General features: G+C 61.5%; 25 protein-coding genes. 17 read left to right on the plus strand and 8 right to left on the minus strand.

Going from position 1 to position 25,581, the window contains the following annotated elements; translation table 11 throughout:
• Positions 1–48: 48 nt before the first annotated feature.
• The 7 genes from pncB to ASG19_RS05720 all read right to left on the minus strand — a co-directional run bounded on the left by pncB (position 49) and on the right by ASG19_RS05720 (position 8,843).
• Positions 49–1,353: a nicotinate phosphoribosyltransferase gene (pncB, locus tag ASG19_RS05690; RefSeq protein WP_062454143.1), complete on the minus strand. Its 1,305-nt coding sequence runs from the start codon at positions 1,351–1,353 to the stop codon at positions 49–51.
• Positions 1,354–1,512: 159 nt separating this feature from the next.
• Positions 1,513–1,857 carry a hypothetical protein gene (locus tag ASG19_RS05695; RefSeq protein WP_139283899.1) on the minus strand — a complete coding sequence of 115 codons (345 nt, stop codon included), beginning with the start codon at positions 1,855–1,857 and terminating at the stop codon, positions 1,513–1,515.
• 109 nt (positions 1,858–1,966) lie between these two features.
• Positions 1,967–2,917, minus strand: coding sequence for a glyoxylate/hydroxypyruvate reductase A (locus ASG19_RS05700; RefSeq protein ID WP_062454145.1), 951 nt, complete (start codon positions 2,915–2,917; stop codon positions 1,967–1,969).
• Between the two features lie 22 nt (positions 2,918–2,939).
• Complete coding sequence (locus ASG19_RS05705) at positions 2,940–4,568, minus strand: ABC transporter ATP-binding protein (protein WP_062454949.1); 1,629 nt, start codon at positions 4,566–4,568, stop codon at positions 2,940–2,942.
• Between the two features lie 4 nt (positions 4,569–4,572).
• Positions 4,573–5,715, minus strand: a complete 1,143-nt coding sequence (locus ASG19_RS05710; RefSeq protein ID WP_062454146.1) for an ABC transporter permease — start codon at positions 5,713–5,715, stop codon at positions 4,573–4,575.
• Positions 5,715–6,800 carry a microcin C ABC transporter permease YejB gene (locus ASG19_RS05715; RefSeq protein WP_062454147.1) on the minus strand — a complete coding sequence of 362 codons (1,086 nt, stop codon included), beginning with the start codon at positions 6,798–6,800 and terminating at the stop codon, positions 5,715–5,717. Before ASG19_RS05715 ends, ASG19_RS05710 begins: the two co-directional genes overlap by 1 nt.
• A gap of 198 nt (positions 6,801–6,998) precedes the next feature.
• Positions 6,999–8,843, minus strand: a complete 1,845-nt coding sequence (locus ASG19_RS05720; protein ID WP_062454148.1) for an extracellular solute-binding protein — start codon at positions 8,841–8,843, stop codon at positions 6,999–7,001.
• A 177-nt stretch (positions 8,844–9,020) separates the two neighbouring features.
• Between ASG19_RS05720 and mepA the strand changes: the two genes are divergently transcribed.
• The 6 genes from mepA to ASG19_RS05750 all read left to right on the plus strand — a co-directional run bounded on the left by mepA (position 9,021) and on the right by ASG19_RS05750 (position 15,031).
• Positions 9,021–10,097: a penicillin-insensitive murein endopeptidase gene (gene mepA / locus ASG19_RS05725; RefSeq protein ID WP_062454149.1), complete on the plus strand. Its 1,077-nt coding sequence runs from the start codon at positions 9,021–9,023 to the stop codon at positions 10,095–10,097.
• A 101-nt stretch (positions 10,098–10,198) separates the two neighbouring features.
• Complete coding sequence (locus tag ASG19_RS05730; protein ID WP_062454150.1) at positions 10,199–10,573, plus strand: methylglyoxal synthase; 375 nt, start codon at positions 10,199–10,201, stop codon at positions 10,571–10,573.
• 16 nt (positions 10,574–10,589) lie between these two features.
• The gene (locus ASG19_RS05735; RefSeq protein WP_062454151.1) at positions 10,590–11,609 is read left to right on the plus strand and encodes a glucokinase; all 1,020 of its coding nucleotides are present in this window, start codon (positions 10,590–10,592) and stop codon (positions 11,607–11,609) included.
• Between the two features lie 134 nt (positions 11,610–11,743).
• Positions 11,744–13,531, plus strand: a complete 1,788-nt coding sequence (locus ASG19_RS05740) for an ABC transporter ATP-binding protein (protein WP_062454152.1) — start codon at positions 11,744–11,746, stop codon at positions 13,529–13,531.
• Between the two features lie 23 nt (positions 13,532–13,554).
• Entirely contained in the window at positions 13,555–14,373 is an 819-nt protein-coding gene (gene dapB, locus ASG19_RS05745; RefSeq protein ID WP_062454153.1) for a 4-hydroxy-tetrahydrodipicolinate reductase, read from the plus strand.
• Between the two features lie 22 nt (positions 14,374–14,395).
• Entirely contained in the window at positions 14,396–15,031 is a 636-nt protein-coding gene (locus ASG19_RS05750) for a 2,3-bisphosphoglycerate-dependent phosphoglycerate mutase (protein ID WP_062454154.1), read from the plus strand.
• A gap of 64 nt (positions 15,032–15,095) precedes the next feature.
• Here the strand turns inward: ASG19_RS05750 and phnF are convergent, their stop codons facing one another.
• Complete coding sequence (gene phnF / locus ASG19_RS05755) at positions 15,096–15,824, minus strand: phosphonate metabolism transcriptional regulator PhnF (RefSeq protein WP_062454155.1); 729 nt, start codon at positions 15,822–15,824, stop codon at positions 15,096–15,098.
• A 95-nt stretch (positions 15,825–15,919) separates the two neighbouring features.
• Between phnF and phnG the strand changes: the two genes are divergently transcribed.
• The 11 genes from phnG (at position 15,920) to phnE (ASG19_RS05810) (ending at position 25,498) form a co-directional block, all read left to right on the plus strand.
• Complete coding sequence (gene phnG / locus ASG19_RS05760) at positions 15,920–16,393, plus strand: phosphonate C-P lyase system protein PhnG (RefSeq protein ID WP_062454156.1); 474 nt, start codon at positions 15,920–15,922, stop codon at positions 16,391–16,393.
• Positions 16,393–16,992: a phosphonate C-P lyase system protein PhnH gene (phnH, locus tag ASG19_RS05765; protein ID WP_062454157.1), complete on the plus strand. Its 600-nt coding sequence runs from the start codon at positions 16,393–16,395 to the stop codon at positions 16,990–16,992. The genes phnG and phnH overlap by 1 nt, the downstream gene beginning before the upstream one ends.
• Before the next feature lie 20 nt (positions 16,993–17,012).
• Positions 17,013–18,119, plus strand: a complete 1,107-nt coding sequence (locus tag ASG19_RS05770) for a carbon-phosphorus lyase complex subunit PhnI (RefSeq protein WP_062454158.1) — start codon at positions 17,013–17,015, stop codon at positions 18,117–18,119.
• Complete coding sequence (locus ASG19_RS05775) at positions 18,116–19,000, plus strand: alpha-D-ribose 1-methylphosphonate 5-phosphate C-P-lyase PhnJ (RefSeq protein ID WP_062454159.1); 885 nt, start codon at positions 18,116–18,118, stop codon at positions 18,998–19,000. The genes ASG19_RS05770 and ASG19_RS05775 overlap by 4 nt, the downstream gene beginning before the upstream one ends.
• Positions 18,997–19,773: a phosphonate C-P lyase system protein PhnK gene (phnK, locus tag ASG19_RS05780; protein WP_062454160.1), complete on the plus strand. Its 777-nt coding sequence runs from the start codon at positions 18,997–18,999 to the stop codon at positions 19,771–19,773. Before ASG19_RS05775 ends, phnK begins: the two co-directional genes overlap by 4 nt.
• A 9-nt stretch (positions 19,774–19,782) precedes the next feature.
• Positions 19,783–20,493, plus strand: coding sequence for a phosphonate C-P lyase system protein PhnL (phnL, locus tag ASG19_RS05785; RefSeq protein ID WP_062454161.1), 711 nt, complete (start codon positions 19,783–19,785; stop codon positions 20,491–20,493).
• On the plus strand, positions 20,490–21,107 hold the full coding sequence (locus ASG19_RS05790) for a DapH/DapD/GlmU-related protein (RefSeq protein ID WP_062454162.1): 618 nt from the start codon (positions 20,490–20,492) through the stop codon (positions 21,105–21,107). The genes phnL and ASG19_RS05790 overlap by 4 nt, the downstream gene beginning before the upstream one ends.
• Before the next feature lie 113 nt (positions 21,108–21,220).
• Entirely contained in the window at positions 21,221–22,075 is an 855-nt protein-coding gene (gene phnC, locus ASG19_RS05795) for a phosphonate ABC transporter ATP-binding protein (protein WP_062454163.1), read from the plus strand.
• Positions 22,076–22,157: 82 nt separating this feature from the next.
• Positions 22,158–23,063, plus strand: a complete 906-nt coding sequence (gene phnD, locus ASG19_RS05800) for a phosphonate ABC transporter substrate-binding protein (RefSeq protein ID WP_062454164.1) — start codon at positions 22,158–22,160, stop codon at positions 23,061–23,063.
• Positions 23,064–23,225: 162 nt separating this feature from the next.
• Complete coding sequence (gene phnE / locus ASG19_RS05805) at positions 23,226–24,146, plus strand: phosphonate ABC transporter, permease protein PhnE (protein ID WP_062454951.1); 921 nt, start codon at positions 23,226–23,228, stop codon at positions 24,144–24,146.
• Positions 24,146–25,498 (plus strand): phosphonate ABC transporter, permease protein PhnE, encoded by a 1,353-nt coding sequence (phnE, locus tag ASG19_RS05810; protein ID WP_062454165.1) that lies wholly within the window; start codon positions 24,146–24,148, stop codon positions 25,496–25,498. Before phnE (ASG19_RS05805) ends, phnE (ASG19_RS05810) begins: the two co-directional genes overlap by 1 nt.
• Positions 25,499–25,581: the final 83 nt, after the last annotated feature.

Here is a 25,581-nt window from a genome sequence, read left to right on the forward strand (position 1 = left end):
CAAGGCCCGGCGAGCTTCCTCACCGGGCCTTTTTGATTGCGGAAATGACTAGACGACGACCTTTTGGTCGACGCGGTCTTCCTGACCGAAGAATTTGAGATACCGCTCGACTTCCGACGGTTCGCCGGTTGCCTTGCGGGGATTGTCGGAAAGCTTGACGGCGGGGCGGCCATTCGCTTCGGTCACCTTGCAGACGACCGAGATCGGCTTGAGACCGGCGATTTCCTGTGGCGCACAATCGGCAAAATCATTGGTGAGGTTTGTCCCCCAGCCGAAGCTCATGCGTGCCCGTCCCTCGAAATGGCGGTAGGTATCGACGATTGCTTCGACATCCAGACCGTCCGAAAAGATCAGAAGCTTCTCTCGCGGATCACGCCCCATCTTGTTCCACCAGGCGATGATCTTTTCGCCGCCTTCAATGGGCGGTGCGCTGTCCGGCCGGAAGCCGGTCCAGTCGGCAACCCAGTCCGGAGCGTCGCGCAGGAAGGCGGCCGTGCCGAACGCATCGGGAAGCACGATCAAGAGGTTGCCGTGATAAAGCCGGTTCCAGTCTTTTAGCACCTGATAGGGTGCCTGGCGCAGGTCCTCATCTGTCTCCGCCAAGGCTGCGGCCACCATGGGAAGTTCGTGCGCGTTGGTGCCGACGGCTTCGAGATCGGAATCCATTGCCAGGAGCACGTTGCTCGTCCCGGTAAAGGCGCCGCCGATCCCTTCCTTCAGGGCTTCGACACACCAGCGCTGCCACGTGAAGCTGTGGCGGCGCCGCGTGCCAAAATCGGAGATACGAAGACCGGGAAGCGTGCGCAGACGCTCGACCTTTTCCCACATCTTCGCCTTGGCGCGCGCATAGAGCACATCGAGCGTAAAATAGCCGAGCGTCCGCATGGCCGAGCGGGATCGCATCTCGTTGATGATCGCCAATGCCGGGATTTCCCACATCGTCGTCTCCATCCACTTGCCGTGGAAGGTCAGCTCGTACTGGCCGTTATGCTTGGAAAGTTCGTATTCCGGGAGTTTAAAGGTCGACAGCCAGGTCAGGAATTCCGGCTCGAAAATCTGCTTCTTGCCGTAGAAGGTGTTACCGGTGAGCCAGATCATTTCCTTCTTGGAAAGACCGACAGTGCGGGCATGGTCGAGCTGCTCGCGCAAGGCAGCCTCGTCGATTTCCTCGGCGAGTCTGACGCTCGTCGTCCGGTTGATGACCGAAAAAGTCGCGTTGACGTCCGGATAAAGTTTCCAGATCATCTGCAACATCAGCAGCTTGTAGAAATCGGTGTCGATCAGACTGCGTATGATCGGGTCCAGCTTCCAGGTGTGGTTATAAACCCTGGTCGCAATATCAGTCTTCGTCATGCCTGCCCCTGCCCGGCCAGACGGCCGGCTCCACCACATCGGCGTCTCGCGAGATTTCGAAACCCTGCGCCAATCCCGGGCAAAGTCTTATCGGCAAATGACTTGGCAAGTCCAGAACGCAATTCGGCCGCGAGATCGCGGCCGAACGAGACGGGCCAATCATGGATTTCCGGAGGGACGATCATTGGTTGTCGGGGCCTGCGGCTGGGTGACCGGTGCGTTGCTGGGTGCTGCGCCGGTGGAGTTGCCAGGTGTCGTGCTACCAGCCGGCGGCGTGGCGGTTTGCTCCGTCGGAGCATCTGTCGATTCGCCCCACCACTCTGCGCCGCTCCAGGCGACGACCGCAAGAACGAGACCGCAAACCAGCACGATCAGCATCGGCTTGCCGTAGGAACCCTGCCGCGCTTCGGTCGCAGTTTCCTGAACCGGTGCGCCGTTCGGGTTGGAACTTGTGCCGCGCGAGACGTTCGGTGTGGGTTTGTCGGCATCGAAACGGGTGTTCATGATCACTCCTCCATTGCCGGCATCATCGTCGTCACGCCGGTCCATGCCAGCTAAACCGCGGGTTGGTGCGAATGGTTCCGTTTCGGCCCCTCGGGATCGGGAACATGGCCTAATAGCCGGCTGTGCGGTCCACAACGTGCTGCAGTGCCTCACCCACTTCGAAGCGCTGCATCTGCACCTCGGCATTGCGAAACAGCGCGCGGATATCCGATGCGGAGGCTGCGTGCGGCGTCACGATGACGTTGTCCATGGACCAGAAAGGGCTCTCCTTCGACAACGGCTCCTGTTCGAAGACATCCAGCGACGCTCCACCCAGCATGCCACTCTCGAGCGCCGACACGAGATCGGCCTCGACCTGGCTGCCGCCGCGGCCGGCGTTGATGAAGACCGGTTTGCCAAGAGCGCCGCCTTGACGGAGTTTCGCAAACAGCGACGAATCGAACAGGCCGCGGGTCTCCGGCGTCAGCGGCAGGAGGCCGACGAGGATATCGGTTCGACCGAGAAATGCATTTAGACCATCGGCATCGAACGTCTCGACGCCCTCGATCACCTTGGCACTGCGCGACCAGCCGATGACATTGAAGCCCATGATCTTCAGCTTGGCGACAGAATCGAGACCGAGCTTGCCGAGACCCATGACGCCAACCGTCAGGTCCTTTGCCTCCGGCTGGGCGAGTTCGCGCCACTCGCTGCGACGCTGCTGGGCAAGGTAGGTCGGCATCTGTCGCAGATGACTCAGCGCCTGCAAGACTACCCATTCGCTCATGCGTGTCGTCAGGCTCTGGTCGACGAAGCGGACGATCGGGCGATCCGGCAGTCCGGGTGTGGCGAGGATGGAATCGACGCCGGCGCCGCCGGAGAAGAGCACGTAGAGGTTCGGCGCGCGCTGGAAGAGATCGACATCCGGCTTCCACATGACCGCATAGCGCGCCTGGGACAGATCCGCCGCCTTGTCTGCGGCATGCAGGATGGTTCGCCCGGGGAAGGCGCCCTCGAGGGCCGCGTGCATTTCACGCTGCTCGAATTTGAGATCGATGACGACCGCGCCTTTTTCGGACATGTCCTATTCCCGGATTTTGAGATTACTGATTGATGGCGCCGGCTTCGACGGCTTCCAGGTTGAAGGCTGCGGCCATCAGGGCACGGGTATAATCCTCGCGGGGAGCCCGGAAAATCTGATCGGCCGGGCCCTCTTCAACTACCTTGCCGAGCCGCATGACGATGACGTGGTTGGCGAGCGCCTTTACCACCTTCAGGTCATGGCTGATGAAGAGGTAGGCGAGATTGTGCTTCTTCTGCAGGTCGCGCAGGAGATCGACGACCTGCGCCTGCACGGTCATGTCGAGCGCCGATGTGGGTTCGTCGAGCATGACGAAGCGTGGCTTCAGCACCATGGCGCGGGCAATCGCAATACGCTGCCGCTGGCCGCCCGAGAATTCATGCGGATAGCGCCAGCGCGTGGCCGGATCGAGCCCGACTTCGCCAAGCGCCCAGACGACGCGGGCATCCCGCTCATCGGCCGAAAGCTGGCTCTCATGGACCTTGAGACCCTCGGCAATGATTTCGCCGACCGGCATGCGCGGGCTGAGCGAACCGAACGGATCCTGAAACACGACCTGCAGCCTGTCGCGGAACGGGCGCATCTGCTTGAAGGAATAGTTGCCGATATCGTTGCCGATGAAGACGATGCGGCCTTCGGACGAAATCAGCCTTGCGAGCGCCAAGCCCAGCGTCGTCTTGCCAGAACCGGATTCGCCGACGACGCCCAGCGTTTCACCGGCGCGCAGCGTCAGGTCGACACCATCGACCGCCTTGACGTGATCGACCACCCTGCGCATGAAACCAGCCTTGACCGGGAACCAGACACGGATGTCCTTGCCTTCCATTACCACAGGGCTCTTGGGATCGACGACCGGCGGTTCGCCGCGCGGTTCGGACGCCAGGAGGTGCTGGGTATAAGGATGCTGCGGCTTGGTAAAGACGTCCTCGACGCTGCCTGCCTCGACGATCTTGCCCTTGGTCATGACGCAGACGCGATCGGCGAATTTCCGCACGATGCCGAGATCGTGGGTGATGAACAGCATCGACATGCCATGCTCGCCCTTCAGCGCGCGCAACAGATCGAGGATCTGTGCCTGTACCGTGACGTCGAGCGCCGTGGTCGGTTCGTCGGCGATCAAGAGTTTCGGCCGGTTGGCAAGCGCCATGGCGATCATGACGCGCTGGCGCTGGCCGCCCGAAAGCTCATGCGGATAGGCCTGAAGGCGCTTTTCCGGCTCGCGGATGCCGACCTGGTTCAACAGTTCCAGCGTGCGATCCCGCGCCGTCTGGCCGGAGACGCCCTGATGTAGATCGAGGATCTCGCCGATCTGCTTCTCGATCGTGTGGAGCGGATTGAGCGAGGTCATCGGCTCTTGAAAGATCATCGTGATGTCGTTGCCGCGCACGCGGCGCAGGTCGGGTTCCGATGCCTTCAGGAGATCGCGGCCATCAAACAGGATCTGGCCGGAGGGATGGCTTGCCGACGGATAGGGCAGAAGCTTGAGGACGGAATTGGCGGTTACAGACTTGCCGGACCCGGATTCGCCGACAAGCGCCAGAACCTCGCCCGGGTTTATGTCGAACGACACCTTGTCGACGGCAAGCGTCGTTGCGCCGCCCTGATGGAAGGCGACCGAGAGATCACGCACGGAGAGCAGCGGTTCGGTCATGGTTTCACCCAAACGTCTTTCTCGGATCGAAGGCATCACGCACCGCCTCGCCGATGAAGATCAGCAGCGACATCATGATCGACATCGTGAAGAAGGCCGTGAGGCCGAGCCATGGAGCCTGGAGGTTGTTCTTGCCCTGGGCGATCATTTCACCCAGCGACGGCGATCCGGCCGGCATGCCGAGGCCCAGAAAGTCCAGCGAGGTCAGTGTCGCAATCGAGCCCGACAGGATGAAGGGCAGGAAGGTCAGGGTCGCGACCATCGCATTCGGCAAAAGGTGCCGATACATGATCGTGGCATTGCCGACCCCCAAGGCGCGGGCAGCCCGGACATATTCGAAATTGCGGGCGCGCAGGAATTCCGCACGCACGACGCCGACAAAGCCCACCCAGGAGAACAACAGCATGATGCCGAGCAGCACGAAGAAGCCCGGCGGCAGGATGGCTGCGATGATCAGCAGGATATAGAGGACCGGCATGGACGACCAGATCTCGATGAAGCGCTGCATCAGAAGATCGACCCAGCCGCCGAAATAGCCCTGAATGGCGCCTGATGTCACGCCGATGACGGCCGAACAGATGGTGAGCGCAAGGCCAAACAGGACGGAGAGACGGAACCCGTAGATCATCCGCGCCGTCACGTCGCGCGCCTGGTCATCCGTGCCGAGCCAGTTGAGGTTGCCAAGGCTGCAATTGGGATCCTGTGTGCCCTGCGGATACGCCTTGCAGCGTTCATCTGCCGACATCAACCAGAAGGGTTTCGTGGGGGCCGAGTGCGGGATCTGCGAATTGACCGTCTGATAGGAATAGCGGATCGGCGGCCAGATCATCCAGCCGTTGGCCTCGATTTCCTGCTGGATGAAGTCGGAGCGGTAATCCGTCGTGGCCAGGAAGCCGCCGAATTTCTCTTCCGGATAATCGATCATCACAGGATAGAGGATCTCGCCCTTGTAGGACGCGATGATCGGTCGGTCGTTGGCGATGAACTCGGCGGAGAGCGCCAGAACGAACAGGACCATGAAGATCCAGAAGGACCAGAAGCCGCGCTTGTTGGCACGGAAATTGGCGAGCCGTCGCCGATTGGTCGGCGACATCAGCGGGCGCTTGACGGGCACTGTTTCAGGCGCGGTCACGGCAGGTGTCTGCATCACACGTCCCTCCGCTCGAAATCGATGCGCGGATCGATCCAGGTATAGACGAGGTCGGAGATCAGGCTGACGACAAGGCCCATCAGCGAGAAGATGTAGAGCGTGCCGAACACGATCGGGTAATCGCGGTTGATGATGGAGAGGTAACCAAGGCGGCCGAGCCCATCCAGCGAGAAGATGTTTTCGATCAGCAGCGAGCCGGTGAAGAAGGCCGAGATGAAAGCGCTCGGGAAACCGGCGATGACGATCAGCATGGCGTTGCGGAAGACGTGCCCATAGAGCACCTGCCGCTCATTGAGACCCTTGGCGCGCGCGGTCGTGACATACTGTTTCTTGATCTCGTCGATAAAGGAATTCTTGGTCAGAAGCGTCGTCGTGGCAAAGGCCGACAGAGACAGCGCGATCAGCGGCAGCGTCAGATGCCAGAAATAGTCGATGATCTTCTGCCACCAGGTGAGCTGGTCGAAATTATCAGAGACGAGGCCACGCAAGGGGAACCAGTCGAGGAAGGATCCGCCCGCGAACATCACGATCAGAAGGATGCCGAACAGGAAGCCCGGAACCGCATAGCCGACGATGACGATGCCCGACGTCCAGACGTCGAATGTCGAGCCGTCCTTGACCGCCTTGCGGATGCCGAGCGGGATCGAGATCAGATAGGACACGATCAGGATCCAGAAACCGAGCGAGATCGACACCGGCAGCTTGTCGATGATCAGGTCGATCACGGACGTGTTGCGGAAGAAGCTTTCGCCGAAATCAAAGCGCGCGTAGTTCCACATCATGTCGAGGAAGCGGGTGAGCGGCGGCTTGTCGAAACCGAATTGCTGCTCAAGCTTCTTGATGAATTCCGGATCGAGCCCCTGGGCGCCGCGATAACGCGATTCATCGCCACCGCCACCCTGGCCCATGAGATCGCCACCGCCGCCCGAAAGGCGGTCGCCACTATCCTGTCCCTGAACCTGCGCAATGATCTGCTCGACAGGCCCGCCGGGCGCGAACTGCACGACAAGGAAGGAGATTGCCATGATGCCGACCAGCGTCGGGATCATCAGCAGCAGGCGACGAAGAATATAGGCGCCCATCAGAGCACCCTGCTTTTCGGCTGTGGCCTGATATCGGACGAAACTCCGGACGCACGTCCGCTTCGCACGTCTGCTGGGACTGCTCTCGCATCACCGAAATCCGGCGCAGGGGTCAAACGGCAATCCTCATCGTAGGTGCGAATCAATCGGGTCATTTGGAACAGGTGGCGTCGCACGGCGCAAGCCTTCCGACGCGCATCACTTGGATGCGGTTTTCGACCACCAGATATCCGGAAAGCCGATGCCGTATTCCGGCAGGTTCGCAGGCCGGTCGAACTTGTCCCAGTAAGCAATGCGCATCGCCATCATGTAATAAAGCGGCACGACATAGTGGTGCGCCAGAAGCACGCGGTCGAGAGCGTGGGTGGTCGCGATCAGCTCAGGCCTGTCCTTGGCGAAGATGATCTTGTTGATCAGGCTGTCGATGGCCGGATCGGCGATACCCGCATAGTTGCGGCTTCCTTCCATCGCGGCGGATTTCGAGCCCCAGTAGAACAGTTGCTCGTTGCCGGGATTAAGTGTTTGCGCCCAGATGCTCCAGGTCATGTCGTAATCGAAGCTGCGCGCCCGGTTGGTATATTGCGCAGGATCGACCGTGCGGACTCGGGCATCGATGCCAATGCGCTTGAGGGTCTGGGTATAGGGCAGAACGATGCGTTCCAGCTGCGGGCTGCTGAGCAGGATCTCGAACGAGAACGGCGCCCCGGTCTTGGCATTGACCAACCTGTTGCCCTTCAGTTCCCAGCCTGCGTCCTTGAGCAGTCCGACGGCCTTGCGCAGATTGTCGCGCGCCTTCTGGGCATCGCCGGCTACGGGGTTCTCATATGGAGCGGTGAAGACGTCTGCGGGGACCTTGTCCTTCATCTCGTTGAGGATTTCCAGCTCGCGGCCCTGCGGGAGGCCGGAGGAGGCGAGTTCCGTTCCGAAGAAGAAGCTGTTTAGACGGACATACTGACCGTACATCACGGTGCGGTTGATTTCCTCGAAGTCGAAGGCAAGGTTCAGCGCTTCGCGAACACGCTCGTCCTTGAACATGTCGCGGCGCATGTTGGGCACCAATGCCTGCATGATGCCGGTCGCGCGGAACGGGTTGGGCAGCTCCTCGCGTTTGACGCGGCCTTCCTTGAAGGCTGGGAAGTCATAGCGCGTCGCCCAGCGCGTTGCCTGGTTCTCCTGCCAGAAATCGACGGTGCCACCACGGAAGGCCTCGAATTCGACATCTCGGTCGGCGAAATAGGTGTAGTTCACCGTGCGGAAATTGTTGATTCCAACATTGACCGGCAGCGCCTTGCCCCAATAATCGTCGCGCAGTTCGTACCGGATGGTTGAGCCCGCCTGGAAGGCAGCGAGCTTGTAGGGCCCGGACCCGACGACAGGCTCAAGCGTCGTCTTGGTGATATCGCGCTTTACGCCTTGAGCGTTGGCGCCTTCCCACCAATGTTTCGGTACGATCATCAGCTGACCGACGATCGACGGCAGTTCGCGGTTGTTCTTTTCGTCGAAGCGGAAGGTGACCTCGCGGTCCCCGGTCTTTTCCGCGGCAGTCACGTGGTTGTAGTAGCCCGCCTGAACCGGATTGAGTTCCTTGATCTTCTCGAACGTAAAGACGACGTCTTCGGGGGTGACCGGCTGTCCGTCCGACCATTTTGCCTCGGCCCGAAGCCGGAAGGTTGCCGATGCCACATCCTCCGGATAGCTGACGCTTTCGGCCAGCAACCCGTAAGAGGTAGAGACCTCATCCTCGCTCGGCTTCATCAGCGTGTCGAACACCATCGGCAGGCCGGTCGCGGGCTGGCCCCGCAGACCAAGAACGGGGTTGAAACTGTCGTAGGTTCCGTCACTCGACAGATTGAGCGTGCCGGCCTTGGGTGCTTGCGGATTGACGTATGGGAAATTGGGAAAGTCCGCAGGCAATTTCGGTTCGCCCATCAGCGCTATCCCATGCCGCCATCTGGTGCCTGCATCCTGTGCCGCAACGGATGTGCTGAGGACCGCGACTGCCGCCACGGCTGCAAAACCCATCTTCCACCGAGCCAAGCCCATGCAATATCCCTTTGTCATTCGTGTTGCGGCGAAGCATAGGGCAAATAACAGCAAAAGACAGGCAGCGGAGGTCACAAGCGATTTATCCGCGCAATCTCGCAGCGGATGCGATCTCCATTTCAACAAAATCGCATTTCACGGTAGAAGAAGGACTGATTTGATTTGCGGCGGATGTGCATGAGACCGATTTCTAAGACCATTCTGGGCCTGGCTGCTGCCGCTTTGTTTTGCGGCGCGATTTCAGAACCGACGTTCGCCCAGGAGGAAAAGACTGCAAAACAGCTTTTCGGATCCGTGAAACTGCCCAATAGAGGCGATGCCGAACCCTTGGGCTTTTATGCCAAGGGCTGCCAGTCGGGCGCCGTGGCCCTGCCGACGGACGGGCCGACCTGGCAGGCGATGCGCCTTTCGCGCAATCGCCGCTGGGGCAATCCGGCGATGATCTCCCTGCTGGAACAGTTCTCACGCGATGCGGCCGGTCTCGGCTGGGGTACGGGCATTCTGGTGGGTGACATCTCGATGCCGCGCGGCGGCCCGATGCCAAGCGGCCATGCCTCGCACCAGATCGGGCTCGATGCCGACATCTGGTTCACGCCGAAGCCGCAGCGGCCGCTTTCGCCGGCGCAGCGCGAAGACATTCCGTTCACCTCGATGCTCGACAAGAGCAAGTTCCTGACGGTCGACAGCCGCCGCTGGAGCCCCACCCATGCCCGTCTGGTGATGCAGGCGGCGAGCTATCCGCAGGTGCAGCGCGTTTTCGTCAATCCGGCAATCAAGAAGAAGCTGTGCGAGACCTGGACCGGCGACCGGAGCCTGCTTGGCAAGGTGCGGCCGGTCTATGGCCATGACGAACACTTCCACATCCGCATGAACTGCCCGCCGGGCGCTGCCGGCTGCGAACGCCAGGCATCGACGCCTTCCACCGACGACTGCAACAGCAAGGCGCTCGCCTGGTGGTTTACCAAGGAGCCTTGGGCGCCGCCGAAGCCTGCGGATCCGAACAAGAAGCCGGTAAAGCCGCGCCAGGTTATGCTGTCCAACCTTCCCAAGGCCTGCGCTGCGGTTCTTAGCGCCCCCTCCCGCTCCGAGCAGGACGCGACTTTCCAGGGTGGTGGCCAGGGTGGCGGCGGGATGGCCTACTCGCCATCGGTACCGCTTCCTGCCGCGGCCAGCAGTCTGGATACGATGACGGACGGCGATATGCCCGGCCCGGGCTCCGACGTTCCGCTGCCGAGCCCGCGTCCTTCGCGCTGACCGGGATTCCGTCGGGACCATCTTTTCTTCCCGCCGGAGGCAGGCTAGAAGGCCAGCATCAATCGCCAGCAATCCGATCGACGGCTTTGCAGAGGAATTCCATGTCGACGCTTCCCTGCATCGCGCTTATTGCCCACGACCTGAAGAAGGACGAGATGGCGGAATTTGCGCGCCGGCATCAGGCGGCACTATCCAAGTTTCGCATCGTCGCGACCGGTACGACCGGCGGCCGCGTGCTTGAAGCCGCTCCCAATCTCGATGTCACACGCCTGAAAAGCGGTCCGCTTGGCGGGGACCAACAGATCGGCGCGATGATCGCAACCGGCGAGGTGGGCATGCTGATCTTCTTTATCGATCCTTTGAGCGCGCTTCCCCATGACGTCGACGTCAAGGCGCTGACGCGGCTTGCGACCGTCTACGATATCCCGATGGCGCTCAACCGCGCCACGGCCGAAAAGCTTGTTGATTTCCAGTAGGAGGAGAGAATTCGCCATGGCTGAAGTGCAACCGCACACATTCGCCTTCCCGATCCTGATCGGCGATATCGGCGGCACCAATGCCCGCTTCTCCATCCTCGTCGATGCAACGAGTGCGCCGGATCAGTTCCCGCATGTGCAGACGGCCGACTACGAGACGATCGACGATGCGATCGCCGATGTCGTCTTGAAGAACTCCGTGCACAAGCCACGCAGCGCGATCCTTGCGGTCGCCGGCCCGATCGATGGTGACGAGATCGACCTCACCAATTGCGAATGGGTCGTGCGTCCGAAGAAGATGATCGGGGAACTCGGCTTCGATACGGTTCTGGTGCTCAACGATTTCGAGGCACAGGCACTGGCCGTCGCTTCGCTTACTGCGGCTGATCGCCAGCCGATTGGTCCGATCGCCGAAGCGACCGAGGCATCACGCGTTGTCCTGGGTCCCGGGACAGGTCTTGGCGTTGCAGGGCTTGTCCATGCCCGTAACACCTGGTTCCCGGTTCCCGGCGAAGGTGGGCATGTGGATATCGGTCCGCGTTCGAAGCGGGATTTCGAGATCTTCCCGCACCTGCGTCGCATCGACGGCCGGGTGTCCGCTGAGGAAATCATTTCCGGACGCGGTCTTCTCAACATCTACAACGCCGTCTGCGCTGCCGATGGCATCGCCCCGAGCCTGGACGCTCCGCCCGAAGTAACCGAACAGGGACTTTCCGGCGAAAACCCGCAGGCTGCCGAAACGATCGAGCTTTTCGTCCGCTATCTTGGTCGCCTTGCCGGTGACCTCGCGCTCATCTTCATGGCACGCGGCGGCGTCTTCCTCGGTGGCGGCATCTCGCCGCGGATCCTTGATGCATTGACGAAGCCCGCGTTTCGTGAAGAGTTCGAAGACAAGGCGCCGCACAACGAGCTGATGAAGACCATTCCGACCTTTGTCGTCACGCATCCGCAGGCGGCCCTTGCCGGTCTCGCCAGCTTTGCGCGCTCGCCTGCGACCTACGGAATTGCGCTGGAAGGCCGTTGCTGGCAGCGGTAGTTGCGCCGGGCCGACGTGCCCGAATGCAACAGCGCGATGGAATCACCCGCGATTGGCTGGCAAAAGCCTGCCCAAGCGTTTAATAGCGCCTTCGGAAATATACTCCGGCATGACGCCGAAACGGGAACGCCCTATTGAACGCCGCAAAAGACAAGAAGCGCCACGTGGATTCCGTCACCATCGTGAGCGTGCTCAAGCGGGTGATCGCCGAGAATGGCCGGGATCACGTGCGATCCTACGCGTTTGCAATATCCTGCCTGGTGATGGTCGCCCTTTCGACAGCCTTCACGGCGTGGATCATGGAAAAGGTCGTCAACGAGGCGTTCGCCAACAAGCGGGCGGATATCGTCTGGCTGATCTGCGGATCGATCCTCGCCGCCTTCGTGCTGCGCGGCTTTGCCACCTACGGCCAGGCCGTGACGCTGTCGAAGATCGGCAACAATATCGTCGCCCGCTATCAGCGCCGGATCTACTCGCACCTGATGTCGCTGTCGGTCGGCTTCTTTGCCGAAGCCCGATCCGCCCATCTTGCAGCCCAGATCAGCCAGAACATCAACGGCGTTCGTGACGTCCTCAACCTGACGGTCACCTCCACGGCGCGCGATCTCCTGACGCTGGTCGCGCTGATTGGGGTGATGGTGACGAAGGACTGGGTCCTGTCGCTCATCGTCTTTGCCGTCGCACCGCCGCTTCTCTATGCGCTACGCTACGTTTCCAAACGCCTTCGCGCCGCCACAAGAGAGGCTGTTGAACAGAACAGCCGCGTGCTTGGCGCCATGCAGGAAACCATCCAGGGCATCGCCGTGGTCAAAGCTTTCACGATGGAAGGCGAACTCGACAGCAAGGTGAACCGCATCATCAAAGCGGCAGAAGGCCGCGCCAACCGTATCGCCCGTCTGTCGGAGCGCACGTCGCCGCTGACGGAAACCTTTGCCGGCTTTGCGATCTCCAGCGTGCTGGCCTATGCGGCGTTCCGCTCGATCTATGACAACGTACCTCCAGGCGCTTTCTTTGCCTTCGTCACCGCGCTGCTGATGGCCTATGACCCGGCACGACGGCTGGCCAAGCTGCAGGTGCAGCTCGACCGTGCCGTCGTCAACGCGCAGATGATTTATGCCCTTCTCGATATGCAGCCGGCACAGCGGGAAATGGCCGGTGCCAAGGACCTCGTCGTCGACAAGGCGCGCGTCGAACTGAAGAACGTCGTGTTCTCCTACGGCAGTGGCAGCCCGATCCTGCGCGGTGTCGATCTTGTGGCCGAAGGTGGCCAGACGACGGCGCTTGTCGGTCCATCCGGCGCCGGAAAATCGACGATCATTAGCCTCATTCCCCGTTTCTACGACCCGGCGGAAGGCGCAATCCTGATCGACGGGCAAAACATTGCCGAGGTCACCAAGTCGTCGCTGCGCCATCAGCTCGCCTATGTCTCGCAGCAGCCCTACCTGTTTGAAGGCACCATCCGCGACAACATCCGCTACGGCCGGCCGGAAGCGACGGATGCCGAAGTGGAAGAGGCGGCAAGACTTGCCTATGCCCACGAGTTCATCCTGGCGCAGCCGCTCGGGTATGAAACGCCTGTCGGCGAAAACGGCATGAGCCTCTCCGGCGGCCAGCGGCAGCGGCTTTCGATTGCCCGCGCACTGGTGCGGAATGCGCCGATCCTGCTGCTCGACGAAGCGACGTCTGCGCTCGACAACGAGTCCGAGGCCGCCGTTCAGAAGGCGCTTGATACCGCCATGCGCGGACGCACCGTCATCGTCATCGCGCATCGTCTTTCCACCGTCGTCAAGGCTGACAAGATCATCGTGATGCACGAAGGCCGGGTGATGGAAGAAGGCACGCATGAGGTTCTTGCGCAGCGCAAGGACGGGCTCTACGCTCGCCTGAACAACCTGCAACTGCCCGTCAAAGATTTTTCGTAAACTCTCTAGGAAACCCGTCGCCCATGGCCGCAAACGACATGAAGCTTGTAGTGGTTGGCGCGGCAGGCCGTATGGGCCAGGCCCTGATCCGGATCATCCACGAGACTGACGGCGTCACGCTGCATGCCGCGATCGAACGGGAAGGCTCAGCCTTCGTCGGAAAGGATGCCGGTGATCTTGCCGGAACCGGGCCGCTTGGCGTTACCGTTACCACCGATCCCCTGAAGGCGTTTCTCGACGCCGATGGCGTTCTGGATTTCACGGCACCTGACGCAAGCGTGACGTTTGCCGGGCTCGCCGCACAGGCGCGCATCGTGCATGTGATCGGCACGACCGGCTGCGGACCGGAGCACGAGGAAAAAATCGAGGCTGCCGCCCGGCATGCACGGATCGTGAAGTCCGGCAACATGAGCCTTGGCGTCAATCTGCTCGGCGTGCTGACGCGCGATGCGGCGAAAGCGCTTCCTGCTATTGGCTGGGATATCGAAATCGTCGAGATGCACCACAAGCACAAGGTGGATGCGCCATCCGGCACCGCGCTGCTGCTTGGCGAGGCAGCGGCTGCCGGGCGTGGCATCGATCTTGCCACGCAGTCGGTGCGGGTGCGCGATGGCCATACCGGCCCCCGCCCTGCCGGCACGATCGGCTTTGCGACGCTTCGCGGCGGCTCCGTTGTCGGCGATCATTCGGTCATCCTTGCCGGCGAAGGTGAGCTGGTGACGCTGTCGCACAGTGCCCGCGACCGCTCGATCTTCGCGCGCGGCGCGGTAACTGCTGCCGTCTGGGCGCGCGACGAAAAGCCGGGTTTCTATTCCATGCTCGACGTTCTCGGGCTTTCTTGACACTATCGGAGGAATTCAATTCATGAGCGGTACACTCGTCCTCGTTCGCCACGGCCAGAGCGACTGGAACCTGAAGAACCTTTTCACCGGCTGGAAGGATCCCGAGCTTACTCCGCTCGGCATTCAGGAAGCCGAGACCGGCGGCCAGGCGCTTGCCGATACCGGCATCAAGTTCGATATCGCCTTCACCTCCGACCTCAAGCGAGCCCAGGATACGCTGAAGATCGTGCTCGACAAGCTCGGCCAGACCGACCTTGAAACCATCCGCGACCAGGCCCTGAACGAGCGCGACTACGGCGATCTCTCCGGCCTCAACAAGGACGATGCGCGGGCGAAGTGGGGCGAAGAGCAGGTGCATATCTGGCGCCGTTCCTACGACATCCCGCCACCGGGCGGCGAGAGCCTGCGCGACACCGGTGCCCGGGTGTGGCCCTATTACATGACCGAGATCCTGCCGCGCGTGCTGCGCGGCGAAAAGGTGCTTGTCGCCGCCCATGGCAATTCGCTGCGCTCGCTGGTGATGGTTCTCGACCGTCTCAGCAAGGAAGAGATCCTCAAGCTCAACCTCGCGACCGGCGTGCCGATGGTCTACGTGCTGAACGCGGATTCCACCGTCGCGTCGAAGAAGGTTCTGGGCGACATGTCCGCCGCGCATTAACACGCGCCAAGTCTTCAAGATCGCGCCGGCTCGCATGGACAATGCGGGCCGGCGTTTTCAATTGTCAGTTCTCGATCGTGAACTGCACCATGTCGGCCGGGAAGCGGCTGATTGCATATTGCACGGGCACGCCATCCGGATCTGCGTTCAACGCACGCGTTACCAGCATGATCGCACCCGGCGACAATTCCAGATCCGCAAGGTCGCCGCTGTCTGCGTGGACCGCCGTGACTTCCGTCGAGACGCGGAGATAGTCGGTCAGGCCGATTGCCGCGAAGGCTGCGGTTATGGAGCCGCTCTCGCGATAGGCCTCTGCGATCCCTGAAAAGCGATCGGCCGGGAACCAGGCGGTTGCCCGTGATACCGGACGGCGATCCGCTTTGCGCAGGGTTTCAAGCCGGATCACGGCAGCACCGACAGCAAGCTGCAGTCGCGACGCCAGATCCGGTGTCGCCGGTTCCTCCGATGCCGCCAGCAGCAGACCTTCTTTTTCTTTGGCCTGATCGCCGATGCCCTCGCTGAACCGGGTTCGCCTGGAAATCGGGAAATTGAGCCGCTCCTTGCGCTCGATCAGCGTTCCCCGCCCCTGAACGGCCCGCACGATGCCCTCCTGCGCCAGCGCTGCCAGCGCGCTTCTCACCGTATGCCGGTTCACGCCGAATTCCGCCGCCAGCGAAATCTCCGGCGGCACCTTGCCGGTCGCGTCGTAATCGCCGTTTGCGATCGCCGTGCGGATACGGTCGGCTATCTGCCGCCACAACGCGACGCCGCTCTGCCTCTGAACAATCACCAGTCGGTACCCCTGTCACACGCTTGTTATACGCCACCTTTATTGGTACATGTAATTTGTATGGTTGTCTATATAAATAGACATTTAGGAGATGACCGATGGATCTTGCGGGAAATCACAAGGCGCTGGCGGAACCGGAACAGCGGCGCCGCTGCATCGAACTTCTGGCGCAGACTTCGTGCGACGAACTGAAGGCCGCGTGGAACGGGCTATCCGAAAAGCCAACCGTCAAGCCGGTGCGTGGACCGGAAACCGGTCTGGTGATGGTTCGCGGCCGGATCGGTGGCGGCGGTTCGCCCTTCAATCTGGGTGAAGCAACAGTCACCCGCGCAACGATCCTTCTTGCCTCCGGCACGGCCGGCCATGCCCAGGCGCTCGGCACCGACAAGGAAAAGGCGTGGCTGTCTGCGATATTCGATGCCCTGTGGCAGGAAGCAGAGACGCGCAATTTCGTCGAAACGGCGCTTCTTTCACCCACGGAAAGCCGCATCGCCGCTGAGGACAGACAGAACGCCGAAGAGACCGCGGCAACCCGCGTCGACTTCTTCACAATGGTACGGGGAGACGATTGATGGCCGTTCATGCACAAGCACTCGCCGGTGGGTTCACCGATCCGGTCTTCCAGTCCCAGACCATTTTCAAAACGCTGATGGACGGAATGGCGCGGCCCGGAACGATCAGCAGCACCGAACTTCAGGCCGGGCAGCCGGAACCGCTCGGCAATGCTGCCGGCGCGATTGCGCTCACGCTCTGCGATCACGATACCCCGGTCTGGCTGAGCAACGGTCTTGCAAAGTCTGCGATGCCGGAATGGATCGGCTTCCATACGGGTGCACCGATCACCCGTGAAAAGGCGCAGAGCAGCTTCGCCTTCATCGAAGCCGGTACAGCGCCCTCTTCCTTCGGCCTGTTTGCCGCCGGTACCCAGGAATACCCTGACCGATCCACGACGCTCATCCTCGAAGTTGCAGCTCTTGGCGACGGTGAACAACTGAGCCTGACCGGACCGGGGATCCTCGCCACCAAAACGGTCGCAGTCGCGGGACTGCCGGATATGTTCGGGAGGCTCTGGGACGACAACAGGGCGCTCTTTCCCCGCGGAGTCGACGTCATCCTTACCGCCGGAGCGCAGTTCCTGTGCCTGCCGCGCACCACCCGGATTGCCGGCTGAGCCGAAGGAGATCAGAACCCATGTATGTTGCAGTCAAGGGTGGCGAGGCCGCCATTACCAACGCTCACGCATTGCTTGCCGACCGACGTCGCGGCGACCGGTCGCTTCCCGCACTCACGATCGAGCAGATCGCCGAACAGCTTGGTCTTGCCGTCGATCGGGTGATGGCGGAAGCCTCGCTCTATGATCGGTCGCTGGCCGCACTTGCGGTGCGCCAGTCGCGTGGCGACCTGATCGAGGCGATCTTTTTGCTTCGGGCCTACCGCACCACGCTGCCCCGCTTCGGTTCTTCCGTTCCGGTCGATACCGCAGCCATGAAGGTCGAGCGGCGCGTCTCGGCAACCTACAAGGATCTGCCGGGCGGCCAGCTGCTTGGCCCCACCTTCGATTACACCCATCGGCTTCTCGATCCGTCGCTGCTGACGGATGAGGCGATCGCTGATCCTGCACGCAAAGAGGCGTCCGGGGATGAGATCATGCGCGTTTCCGACATTCTGGCGCACGAGGGGCTGATCGAGCCGGACGGCGACCTGCCTGACGACCATGCGGCAGGAGACCTGACCCGCGAGCCGCTGGAATTTCCGATGGGTCGTGACCTCAGGCTTCAGGCCTTGGCCCGCGGCGACGAGGGCTTTCTGCTGGCGCTCGGCTACTCGACCCAGCGCGGCTATGGCCGCAACCACCCATTCGTCGGCGAGATCCGGATCGGCGAGGTGGAGGTGGAAATGGACATGCCGGAACTCGGCTTCCCGGTCTCCCTCGGTCGCATCCAACTGACCGAGTGCCAGATGATCAACCAGTTCAAGGGCTCCTCCATAGCACCGCCGCAGTTCACCCGTGGCTACGGGCTCGTGTTCGGGCAGAGCGAACGCAAGGCGATGTCGATGTCGCTGGTGGATCGCGCGCTTCGTGCGGAAGAGCTTGGCGAGGACATTACCGCGCCGGCGCAGGACGAGGAATTCGTCATTTCGCATTCCGACAACGTGCAGGCGACCGGCTTCGTCGAACACCTGAAACTGCCCCATTACGTCGACTTCCAGGCGGAGCTTGCCATGGTGCGCAAGATGCGGGCCGACATAGAGGCCACTCGCCATGCCGATACCGAGATGAAGGATGCTGCCGAATGAGTGCCGATCTCGCCACCTACAATTTCGCCTATCTGGACGAACAGACGAAACGGATGATCCGCCGTGCGATCCTGAAAGCGATCGCCATTCCCGGCTACCAGGTGCCGTTCGCGTCGCGCGAAATGCCGATGCCCTATGGCTGGGGTACCGGCGGCGTGCAGGTGACGGCCGCGATCATCGGTCCGGACGATGTGCTGAAGGTCATCGACCAGGGCGCGGACGACACGACCAATGCGGTCTCCATCCGCGCTTTCTTCCAGAAGGTCGCCAGTGTCGCGGTGACCACCCATACGAAGGATGCGACTATCATCCAGACGCGCCATCGCATTCCCGAACAGAAGCTGACCGAGGGGCAGGTGCTGGTCTATCAGGTGCCGATCCCGGAACCGCTGCGTTTCCTCGAGCCGCGCGAGACCGAGACCCGGAAAATGCATGCGCTTGAAGAATACGGGCTGATGCATGTGAAGCTTTACGAGGACATTGCCCATAACGGCCGCATCTCCAAGACCTATGCCTATCCGGTCAAGGTCGACGGTCGGTATGTGATGGACCCCTCGCCGACCCCGAAATTCGACAATCCGAAAATGCACATGTCCGATGCGCTGCAGCTGTTCGGCGCGGGACGTGAAAAGCGGATCTACGCGGTTCCGCCCCATACCGAAGTGGTCAGCCTGGATTTCGAGGACCATCCGTTCGAGATCCAGACATTCGAGCAGGATTGCGCACTCTGCGGCGCGCACGGCGTCTATCTCGACGAAGTGGTGCTCGACGACCAGGGCGGGCGGATGTTCGTCTGCTCCGATACCGACCATTGCGAAGACCGACGGGACCATGGCCATGTCGGCGAGATGCTCGCCCCCAACAAGGAGGCTGCGGAATGAGCGAGACTCCCCTTCTCAAAGTCAGCGGCGTTTCGAAATTCTATGGCAGCCGGATCGGTTGCCAGGATGTCAGTTTCGATCTCTGGCCGGGCGAAGTGCTGGCCATCGTCGGCGAATCCGGCTCCGGTAAGACGACGCTGCTCAATTGCCTGTCGACCCGGCTGATGCCGAGCGCCGGCAGTGTCGAATACCGGATGCGCGACGGCAACTTCCGCGATCTCTATCACATGAGCGAGGCCGAACGGCGGTTCCTGATGCGCACCGACTGGGGGTTTGTGCACCAGAACCCGGCCGATGGTTTGCGTATGACGGTATCGGCGGGCGCCAATGTCGGCGAACGGCTGATGGCGGTCGGTGACCGGCATTACGGCAAGATCCGCGAAACGGCGACCGACTGGCTGGGACGTGTGGAGATTTCCGCCGACCGCATCGACGACCAGCCGCGCGCCTTTTCCGGCGGCATGCGCCAGCGTCTGCAGATCGCCCGCAATCTCGTGACTGGCCCACGCCTCGTGTTCATGGACGAACCGACCGGCGGTCTCGACGTCTCGGTGCAGGCCCGGTTGCTCGACCTTGTGCGCGGGCTCGTCAACGATCTCGGTCTCTCGGCCATTGTCGTCACCCATGATCTCGCGGTCGCCCGGCTTCTCTCGCACCGGATGATGGTGATGAAGGACGGTCACGTGATCGAACAGGGTCTTACCGACCGTGTTCTCGACGACCCCCGCGAGCCCTACACGCAGTTGCTCGTCTCCTCGATTCTCCAGGTATAGGACAGACCGATGGCCACTCCACTCGTCGTCTCGGAAGTCTCCAAAAGCTTCATCATGCACCTGCGCGACGGCATCAAGCTGCCGGTCGTCAACGACGTCAGCTCTTCCGTCGCCGGCGGCGAATGCGTCGTGCTCGGCGGTCCCTCGGGGATCGGAAAGAGCTCCATCCTGAAAATGCTCTACGGCAACTATGCCGTCGATGCCGGCCAGATCCTGGTGAACCACCGCGAGAAGATCGTCGATATCGCGGCAGCCGATCCGCGCACGATCATCGAGGTGCGCCGGCATACGATGGGTTATGTCAGCCAGTTCCTGCGCACCGTGCCGCGCGTCGCAGCAGTCGACGTGGTGGCAGAGCCGCTCGTTGCCCGCGGTATCGACGCGGCGGAAGCTAAGGACAAGGCGGTCGAACTGCTAGCCAGGCTCAACCTGCCGCGCGAACTCTGGTCGCTTCCGCCCGCCACCTTTTCCGGCGGCGAGCAGCAGCGCGTCAACATTGCCCGCGGCTTCATCACCAGCCACCGCATTCTGCTTCTCGACGAGCCGACCGCATCGCTCGACGCGACCAACCGGCGTGTGGTGATCGAGATGATCGCTGCCAAGAAGGCCGAAGGCGTTGCCATGCTCGGCATCTTCCATGACGAGGAAGTGCGCGAGGCCGTTGCGGACCGTATTCTCGATGTCAGCGCGTTTTCACCACGAAAGGCAGTTGCCGCATGAGTGCCAAGGTCGGTATCAACCCCGTCATCCACGCGACGGCGAGCGTCAGCAGTTCGACGATCGGTCGCTATACGGAAATTTCCGAGCGCTGCCGCATCGACGAAGCCGAGATCGGCGACTACTCGTACATCATGCAGGACGGCTCCATCTGGTGCGCGACGATCGGCAAATTCGTCAACATCGCCGCTTCTGTGCGCATCAACGCAACGAACCACCCGACATGGCGGGCCACGCTGCATCACTTCACCTATCGTGCCTCCAACTACTGGGACGATGCTGAAGATGAGACCGACTTCTTCGAGTGGCGGCGCGACAACCGGGTGACGATCGGCCACGACGTCTGGATCGGCCATGGTGCCACCGTGCTGCCGGGCGTGACGGTCGGCAACGGCGCGGTGATCGGCGCCGGAGCCGTGGTGTCGAAGGACGTTGCCCCCTATACGATCGTCGGCGGCGTGCCGGCCAAGCTGATCCGGGAGCGTTTCACGAGGGAGGTCGGCGACGGCATGGATCGCCTCGCGTGGTGGGACTGGGATCACCAGACGCTGCGCACGGCACTCGACGATTTCCGGGCGCTATCTGCCGAAGCCTTCCTCGCGAAATATGCGGCGTAGCAGGGCGTTCAAGCCGGGTAAACATGTAACAAAACCTACATAAAACCGACATTCAGGGTTCATCAACCAGGTCTAATCCGATCCTCACCAGGCAATGGGACGGATTGAAAAACATGAAGTTTGAATTGAGGAATGTCACCCGACGTTTCGGCGATCATATCGCAGTCAACGCCGTCAGCGTGGAGATACCTCAAGGTCAGATGGTCGGCGTCATCGGTCGCTCCGGCGCCGGCAAATCGACGCTTCTGCGCATGATCAACCGCCTGCAGGAGCCGAGCTCCGGTTCCATCCGGTTTGGCGATCTCGAGGTTTCCGCTCTCAAGGGCGCCGGCTTGCGCAACTGGCAGCGCGACTGCGCGATGATCTTCCAGCAGTTCAATCTGGTGCCGCGCCTCGACGTGATGACCAATGTGATGCTCGGCCGGTTGAACCACCGATCCACGATCATGAGCCTTCTCAACATCTTCTCCGACGACGAGCGGATGGCTGCGATCGCCGCTCTTGAGCGTCTCGGTATCGAGCAGACGGCCATGCAGCGCGCCGGCACGCTTTCGGGCGGACAGCAGCAGCGCGTCGCCATCGCCCGCGCCCTGATGCAGGCCCCAAAAATGCTTCTGGCCGATGAGCCGATCGCCTCTCTCGACCCGCTCAACGCCAAGATCGTGATGGACGCGCTGCGCGACATCAACGAGCGCGAGGGCATTACCGTCATCACCAACCTGCACACGCTCGATACGGCCCGCGCCTATTGCGAGCGGATCATCGGCATGGCCGGCGGCCGCGTCGTCTTCGACGGCACGCCGTCGCAGCTGAACGCGCAAGCCGTCAGCGAGATCTACGGATCGGACCGCGACGGTGCCGGCATCGACGAGACGATGACCTCGACCAGCATCAACAATCCCGTGGCCCCTACGGCTGCGGGCAAGCAATCGGCCGGAATAGGCAGCCTGGCAAGCGCCAGGGCCTGAGCCGCATCCAGATCGTCTGCCCACGTAAAGGGCGCGTTGCTTCACGACCCAACTCCGGATGATCCGGAAACAGGAGATCACCATGTTCAGAAAAACTATGCTTGCTGCCGCGACGCTCAGCCTGCTCGCCGGTTCCGCCCTTGCCCAGGACGTCAAGGTTCTGCGCATCGGTCTCGACGGCTCGGAAAACGAAGCCGACCAGATCCGCAACACCCAGTGCGTTGCCGATGGCCTGAAGGCTGCGACCGGCGTATCCGAAGTGAAGCTGTTCCCGTCGCCGAACTATAACGGCGTTATCCAGGGCCTGCTCGGCGGCACGATCGACATTGCTTCGATGGGTGCAGCTTCCTATGCAGCCATCGCGCTCAAGGACGACAAGGCTGTCGACCCGATCCTGACCTACACGGGTTCGGACGGCTCGAGCGGTTACTACTCGATCATGGTTGCCCGCAAGGACAGCGGCATCAAGACGCTGGCTGACCTGAAGGGTAAGAAGATCGGCTTCGCCGACCCGGATTCGACCTCGGGCTATCTCGTCCCGAATGTCGCGCTGCCGAAGGAAATCGGCATGCCGGTCAAGCAGTATTTCTCCGAAACCGGCTTCGGCGGCGGCCATGAGAACCTGGTTCTCGCCGTCCTCGACAAGAAGTTCGATGCCGGCACGACGTTCGGTTCGGGCGTTGGCAAGTGGGAAGAAGGTTATAGCGGCGGCAACCTGCACCAGATGGTCGCCAAGGGTAACCTCGACATGGACGATATCGTCCAGGTCTGGAAGTCGCCACTGATCCCGAACGGTCCGCTGATGGTCTCCAACAAGGTTCCGGCCGACATGAAGGCCAAGGTCAAGGCCTTCTTCATGGAACTGCCGAAGAAGAACCTCGCCTGCTTCCAGTCCTTCACCCAGGGCAAGAACAAGGACTACATCGAAGTCAATCCGGCCTTCTACCAGACGATCGTCGACGCCCGTAAGTCCGTTATCGGCGGCTGATCATCCTTCAAAAGACCTGGCGGCGGCATCTGCAGAAGGTGCCGCCGTTCTGCAACGAGAGACACGGGCATGGCGACGATCAGCAAACAGACGACCGGACATCTCGGCGGCAATCTCGACGGCGCCCCCGGCAGCCGACTGGGACCAGCGGCATCCCTGATGATGCAGCATTACCGGCAGCAGCTGCGAACCCGCCGCGTCTATACCGCTATTACGATTGGCGTGTTTTTGGTCGTGCTGTTCGCCTCGCTGAAATTCGCCAATGACGCCAATGCGGGCAAGTTCTTCGAACGCCTGCCCTATATGTTCGATTTCATTCGCAGCTTCGTGCCTGACAGCCCGATGGAAATCATCCGGGCGATGTTCGACCTTCCCTCCCCTTACGCCGACGGCTCGCTGAAATACGACTACACGGCCGATCGCCACTATATTACCGAAACGTTCTACATCCCGAATTTCTTCTACCAGCTGATCATCACCATCAATATCGCGCTGGTTTCGACGATCATCGGTTCCGCCATCGCCTTTGTGCTCTGCTTCTTCGCCTCCACCAATCTTGTCGGCGCCGGGCCTGTGCGTTTCGTCGTTCGCCGCATCATGGAAATCCTGCGTGCCTTTCCGGAGATCGTCATTGCCGGACTTCTGACGGCGATCCTCTCGATCGGGCCGATTGCGGCGATCATCGCGATTACCGTCCACACGATCGGCGCGCTCGGAAAGCTGTTCTTCGAGGTGGTCGAGAATTCCGACATGAAGCCGGATGAGGGTCTTCGCGCCGCCGGTGCATCCTGGGTCGAGCGCGTGCGTTTCGCGATCGTTCCTCAGGTGCTTCCGAATTTCGTCTCATACACGCTGCTGCGCGCCGAGGTAAACGTGCGCGCCTCGACCATTATCGGTGCGGTCGGTGGCGGCGGTATCGGCGAGGTGTTCCGGCTGGCGATCGGTCGCGATCATGCGGCCAAGACCTATGCGATCATCATCCTGCTGCTCGTCAGCGTCATTGCCATCGACCAGTTCTCGTCATGGCTTCGCCGCCGGCTGATCGGCCAGCAGTCCTTCGAACTTGGCAGGGGAGCAGCCTGATGCCATCGGTACCTGCCATCAATGCATCCGACAGAGAGCGCCTGCGCGAAACCTATCCGCAGGTGTTTCACCGGTCCTTCCTGCAGCGCTACGGACTGCTGATCGGCTCCGGACTGATCCTCGCCTATCTGGTTGCCTGCTTTTTCGCCTTCAATGTCGGTCCCGCCTTCAGGAACGGCCAGTGGGACCGAGCCTCGCTATATCTCCAGGACTGGTATTCCTGGCGCGCCCAGCCGCGCCTGCGTTTCCAAGACGACGGCACCGTCAAGCCGCAGTGGTCGAGCCGTGGACAGTATGCCGAAGGTTCCGACATTTCCTGGCTGAAGCCGACCGAAGGCGGCGGGTACCGCGTGACCTATGGCAGTGAGGCTGATCGTCTTGATGTGACGCCGGGCCGAGTCGATGTCTATCTGAACGGCACGGTCTATCCGGTCACGATCGACAGCAATGCAGCGACGGCACCGGCCGACGCGCCTTCGGCACTCCGCCAGGATGGAGCCAAGGTTCTGGTCGATTACGGCTTCGAGGGCCAGGCGGAAATCCGCCCGGCGCAGGTCTATGTGCAGCGGCGCTTCCTTGGTTGGGCAAACTTCCTGTTCGACACCAAGTCGGCATTCTGGGGCAAGAGCTGGGGCGAGCTTGCACATCTTGCAACGATCGGCGAGCGGCTGGATCCGGCACGGTCGAACATCGGCCACATGCGCGACGACTTCCTCGGCAACAATGTCTGGCAGCATGCGGACATTCTGTCGAAACTGCTGCAGACGCTGGTCATGGCCTTTGTCGGCACGCTGCTCGGGACGCTGTTTGCATTCCCGCTCGCCTTCATCGCGGCGCGCAACATTACCCGCAACCGGGCCGCCAACTGGGGCATGAAGCGGTTGTTCGACTTCCTGCGCTCGGTCGACATGCTGATCTGGGCGCTGTTCTTCACCCGCTCCTTCGGCCCCGGACCGATCCCCGGCATCGCGGCGATCTTCTTCACGGATGCCGGCGCGCTCGGCAAGGTCTATTCGGAAGCGGTCGAGAATGTCGACGACAAGCAGCGTGAGGGTGTCAAATCGGTCGGCGCGCCCTCCGTCATCGTCAACCGCTTCGGCGTCGTGCCGCAGGTGTTGCCTGTTTTCATCTCCCAGTCGCTGTATTTCTGGGAATCCAACACCCGTTCGGCAACCGTCATCGGCGCCGTTGGTGCCGGCGGCATCGGCCTCAAACTGCTCGAAGCGATGGGTACCAACGCCGACTGGGACAAGGTTGCCTACATGGTTCTACTGATCCTGATAGTGGTCTTCCTGTTCGACAATGTGTCCAACGCGATCCGCTCGCGTCTGATCGGTGGCCCGACACATTAAAAGGTTGCCGCATCATCATTCTGTCATGGAAATCTTTTAGCCGAAGGCTGTCTCGAGGCGCCACAGATGGTTAGTCTCGGGAC

This window comes from Rhizobium sp. Leaf306 (assembly GCF_001423425.1).
Lineage (GTDB): Bacteria > Pseudomonadota > Alphaproteobacteria > Rhizobiales > Rhizobiaceae > Neorhizobium > Neorhizobium soli.

Coding starts and splice junctions, on each gene's coding strand:
- ASG19_RS05710 (WP_062454146.1), bottom strand. CDS start 5,715: ATGCAGACACCTGCCGTGACCGCGCCTGAAACAGTGCCCGTCAAGCGC.
- ASG19_RS05715 (WP_062454147.1), bottom strand. CDS start 6,800: ATGGGCGCCTATATTCTTCGTCGCCTGCTGCTGATGATCCCGACGCTG.
- pncB (WP_062454143.1), bottom strand. CDS start 1,353: ATGACGAAGACTGATATTGCGACCAGGGTTTATAACCACACCTGGAAG.
- ASG19_RS05735 (WP_062454151.1), top strand. CDS start 10,590: ATGGCTGAAGTGCAACCGCACACATTCGCCTTCCCGATCCTGATCGGC.
- phnL (WP_062454161.1), top strand. CDS start 19,783: ATGGCCACTCCACTCGTCGTCTCGGAAGTCTCCAAAAGCTTCATCATG.
- dapB (WP_062454153.1), top strand. CDS start 13,555: ATGGCCGCAAACGACATGAAGCTTGTAGTGGTTGGCGCGGCAGGCCGT.
- ASG19_RS05750 (WP_062454154.1), top strand. CDS start 14,396: ATGAGCGGTACACTCGTCCTCGTTCGCCACGGCCAGAGCGACTGGAAC.
- phnE (WP_062454951.1), top strand. CDS start 23,226: ATGCAGCATTACCGGCAGCAGCTGCGAACCCGCCGCGTCTATACCGCT.
- phnD (WP_062454164.1), top strand. CDS start 22,158: ATGTTCAGAAAAACTATGCTTGCTGCCGCGACGCTCAGCCTGCTCGCC.
- ASG19_RS05775 (WP_062454159.1), top strand. CDS start 18,116: ATGAGTGCCGATCTCGCCACCTACAATTTCGCCTATCTGGACGAACAG.
- ASG19_RS05705 (WP_062454949.1), bottom strand. CDS start 4,568: ATGACCGAACCGCTGCTCTCCGTGCGTGATCTCTCGGTCGCCTTCCAT.
- ASG19_RS05790 (WP_062454162.1), top strand. CDS start 20,490: ATGAGTGCCAAGGTCGGTATCAACCCCGTCATCCACGCGACGGCGAGC.
- ASG19_RS05770 (WP_062454158.1), top strand. CDS start 17,013: ATGTATGTTGCAGTCAAGGGTGGCGAGGCCGCCATTACCAACGCTCAC.
- mepA (WP_062454149.1), top strand. CDS start 9,021: ATGAGACCGATTTCTAAGACCATTCTGGGCCTGGCTGCTGCCGCTTTG.
- phnG (WP_062454156.1), top strand. CDS start 15,920: ATGGATCTTGCGGGAAATCACAAGGCGCTGGCGGAACCGGAACAGCGG.
- phnE (WP_062454165.1), top strand. CDS start 24,146: ATGCCATCGGTACCTGCCATCAATGCATCCGACAGAGAGCGCCTGCGC.
- ASG19_RS05695 (WP_139283899.1), bottom strand. CDS start 1,857: ATGAACACCCGTTTCGATGCCGACAAACCCACACCGAACGTCTCGCGC.
- phnC (WP_062454163.1), top strand. CDS start 21,221: ATGAAGTTTGAATTGAGGAATGTCACCCGACGTTTCGGCGATCATATC.
- ASG19_RS05730 (WP_062454150.1), top strand. CDS start 10,199: ATGTCGACGCTTCCCTGCATCGCGCTTATTGCCCACGACCTGAAGAAG.
- phnH (WP_062454157.1), top strand. CDS start 16,393: ATGGCCGTTCATGCACAAGCACTCGCCGGTGGGTTCACCGATCCGGTC.
- ASG19_RS05720 (WP_062454148.1), bottom strand. CDS start 8,843: ATGGGCTTGGCTCGGTGGAAGATGGGTTTTGCAGCCGTGGCGGCAGTC.
- ASG19_RS05700 (WP_062454145.1), bottom strand. CDS start 2,917: ATGTCCGAAAAAGGCGCGGTCGTCATCGATCTCAAATTCGAGCAGCGT.
- phnK (WP_062454160.1), top strand. CDS start 18,997: ATGAGCGAGACTCCCCTTCTCAAAGTCAGCGGCGTTTCGAAATTCTAT.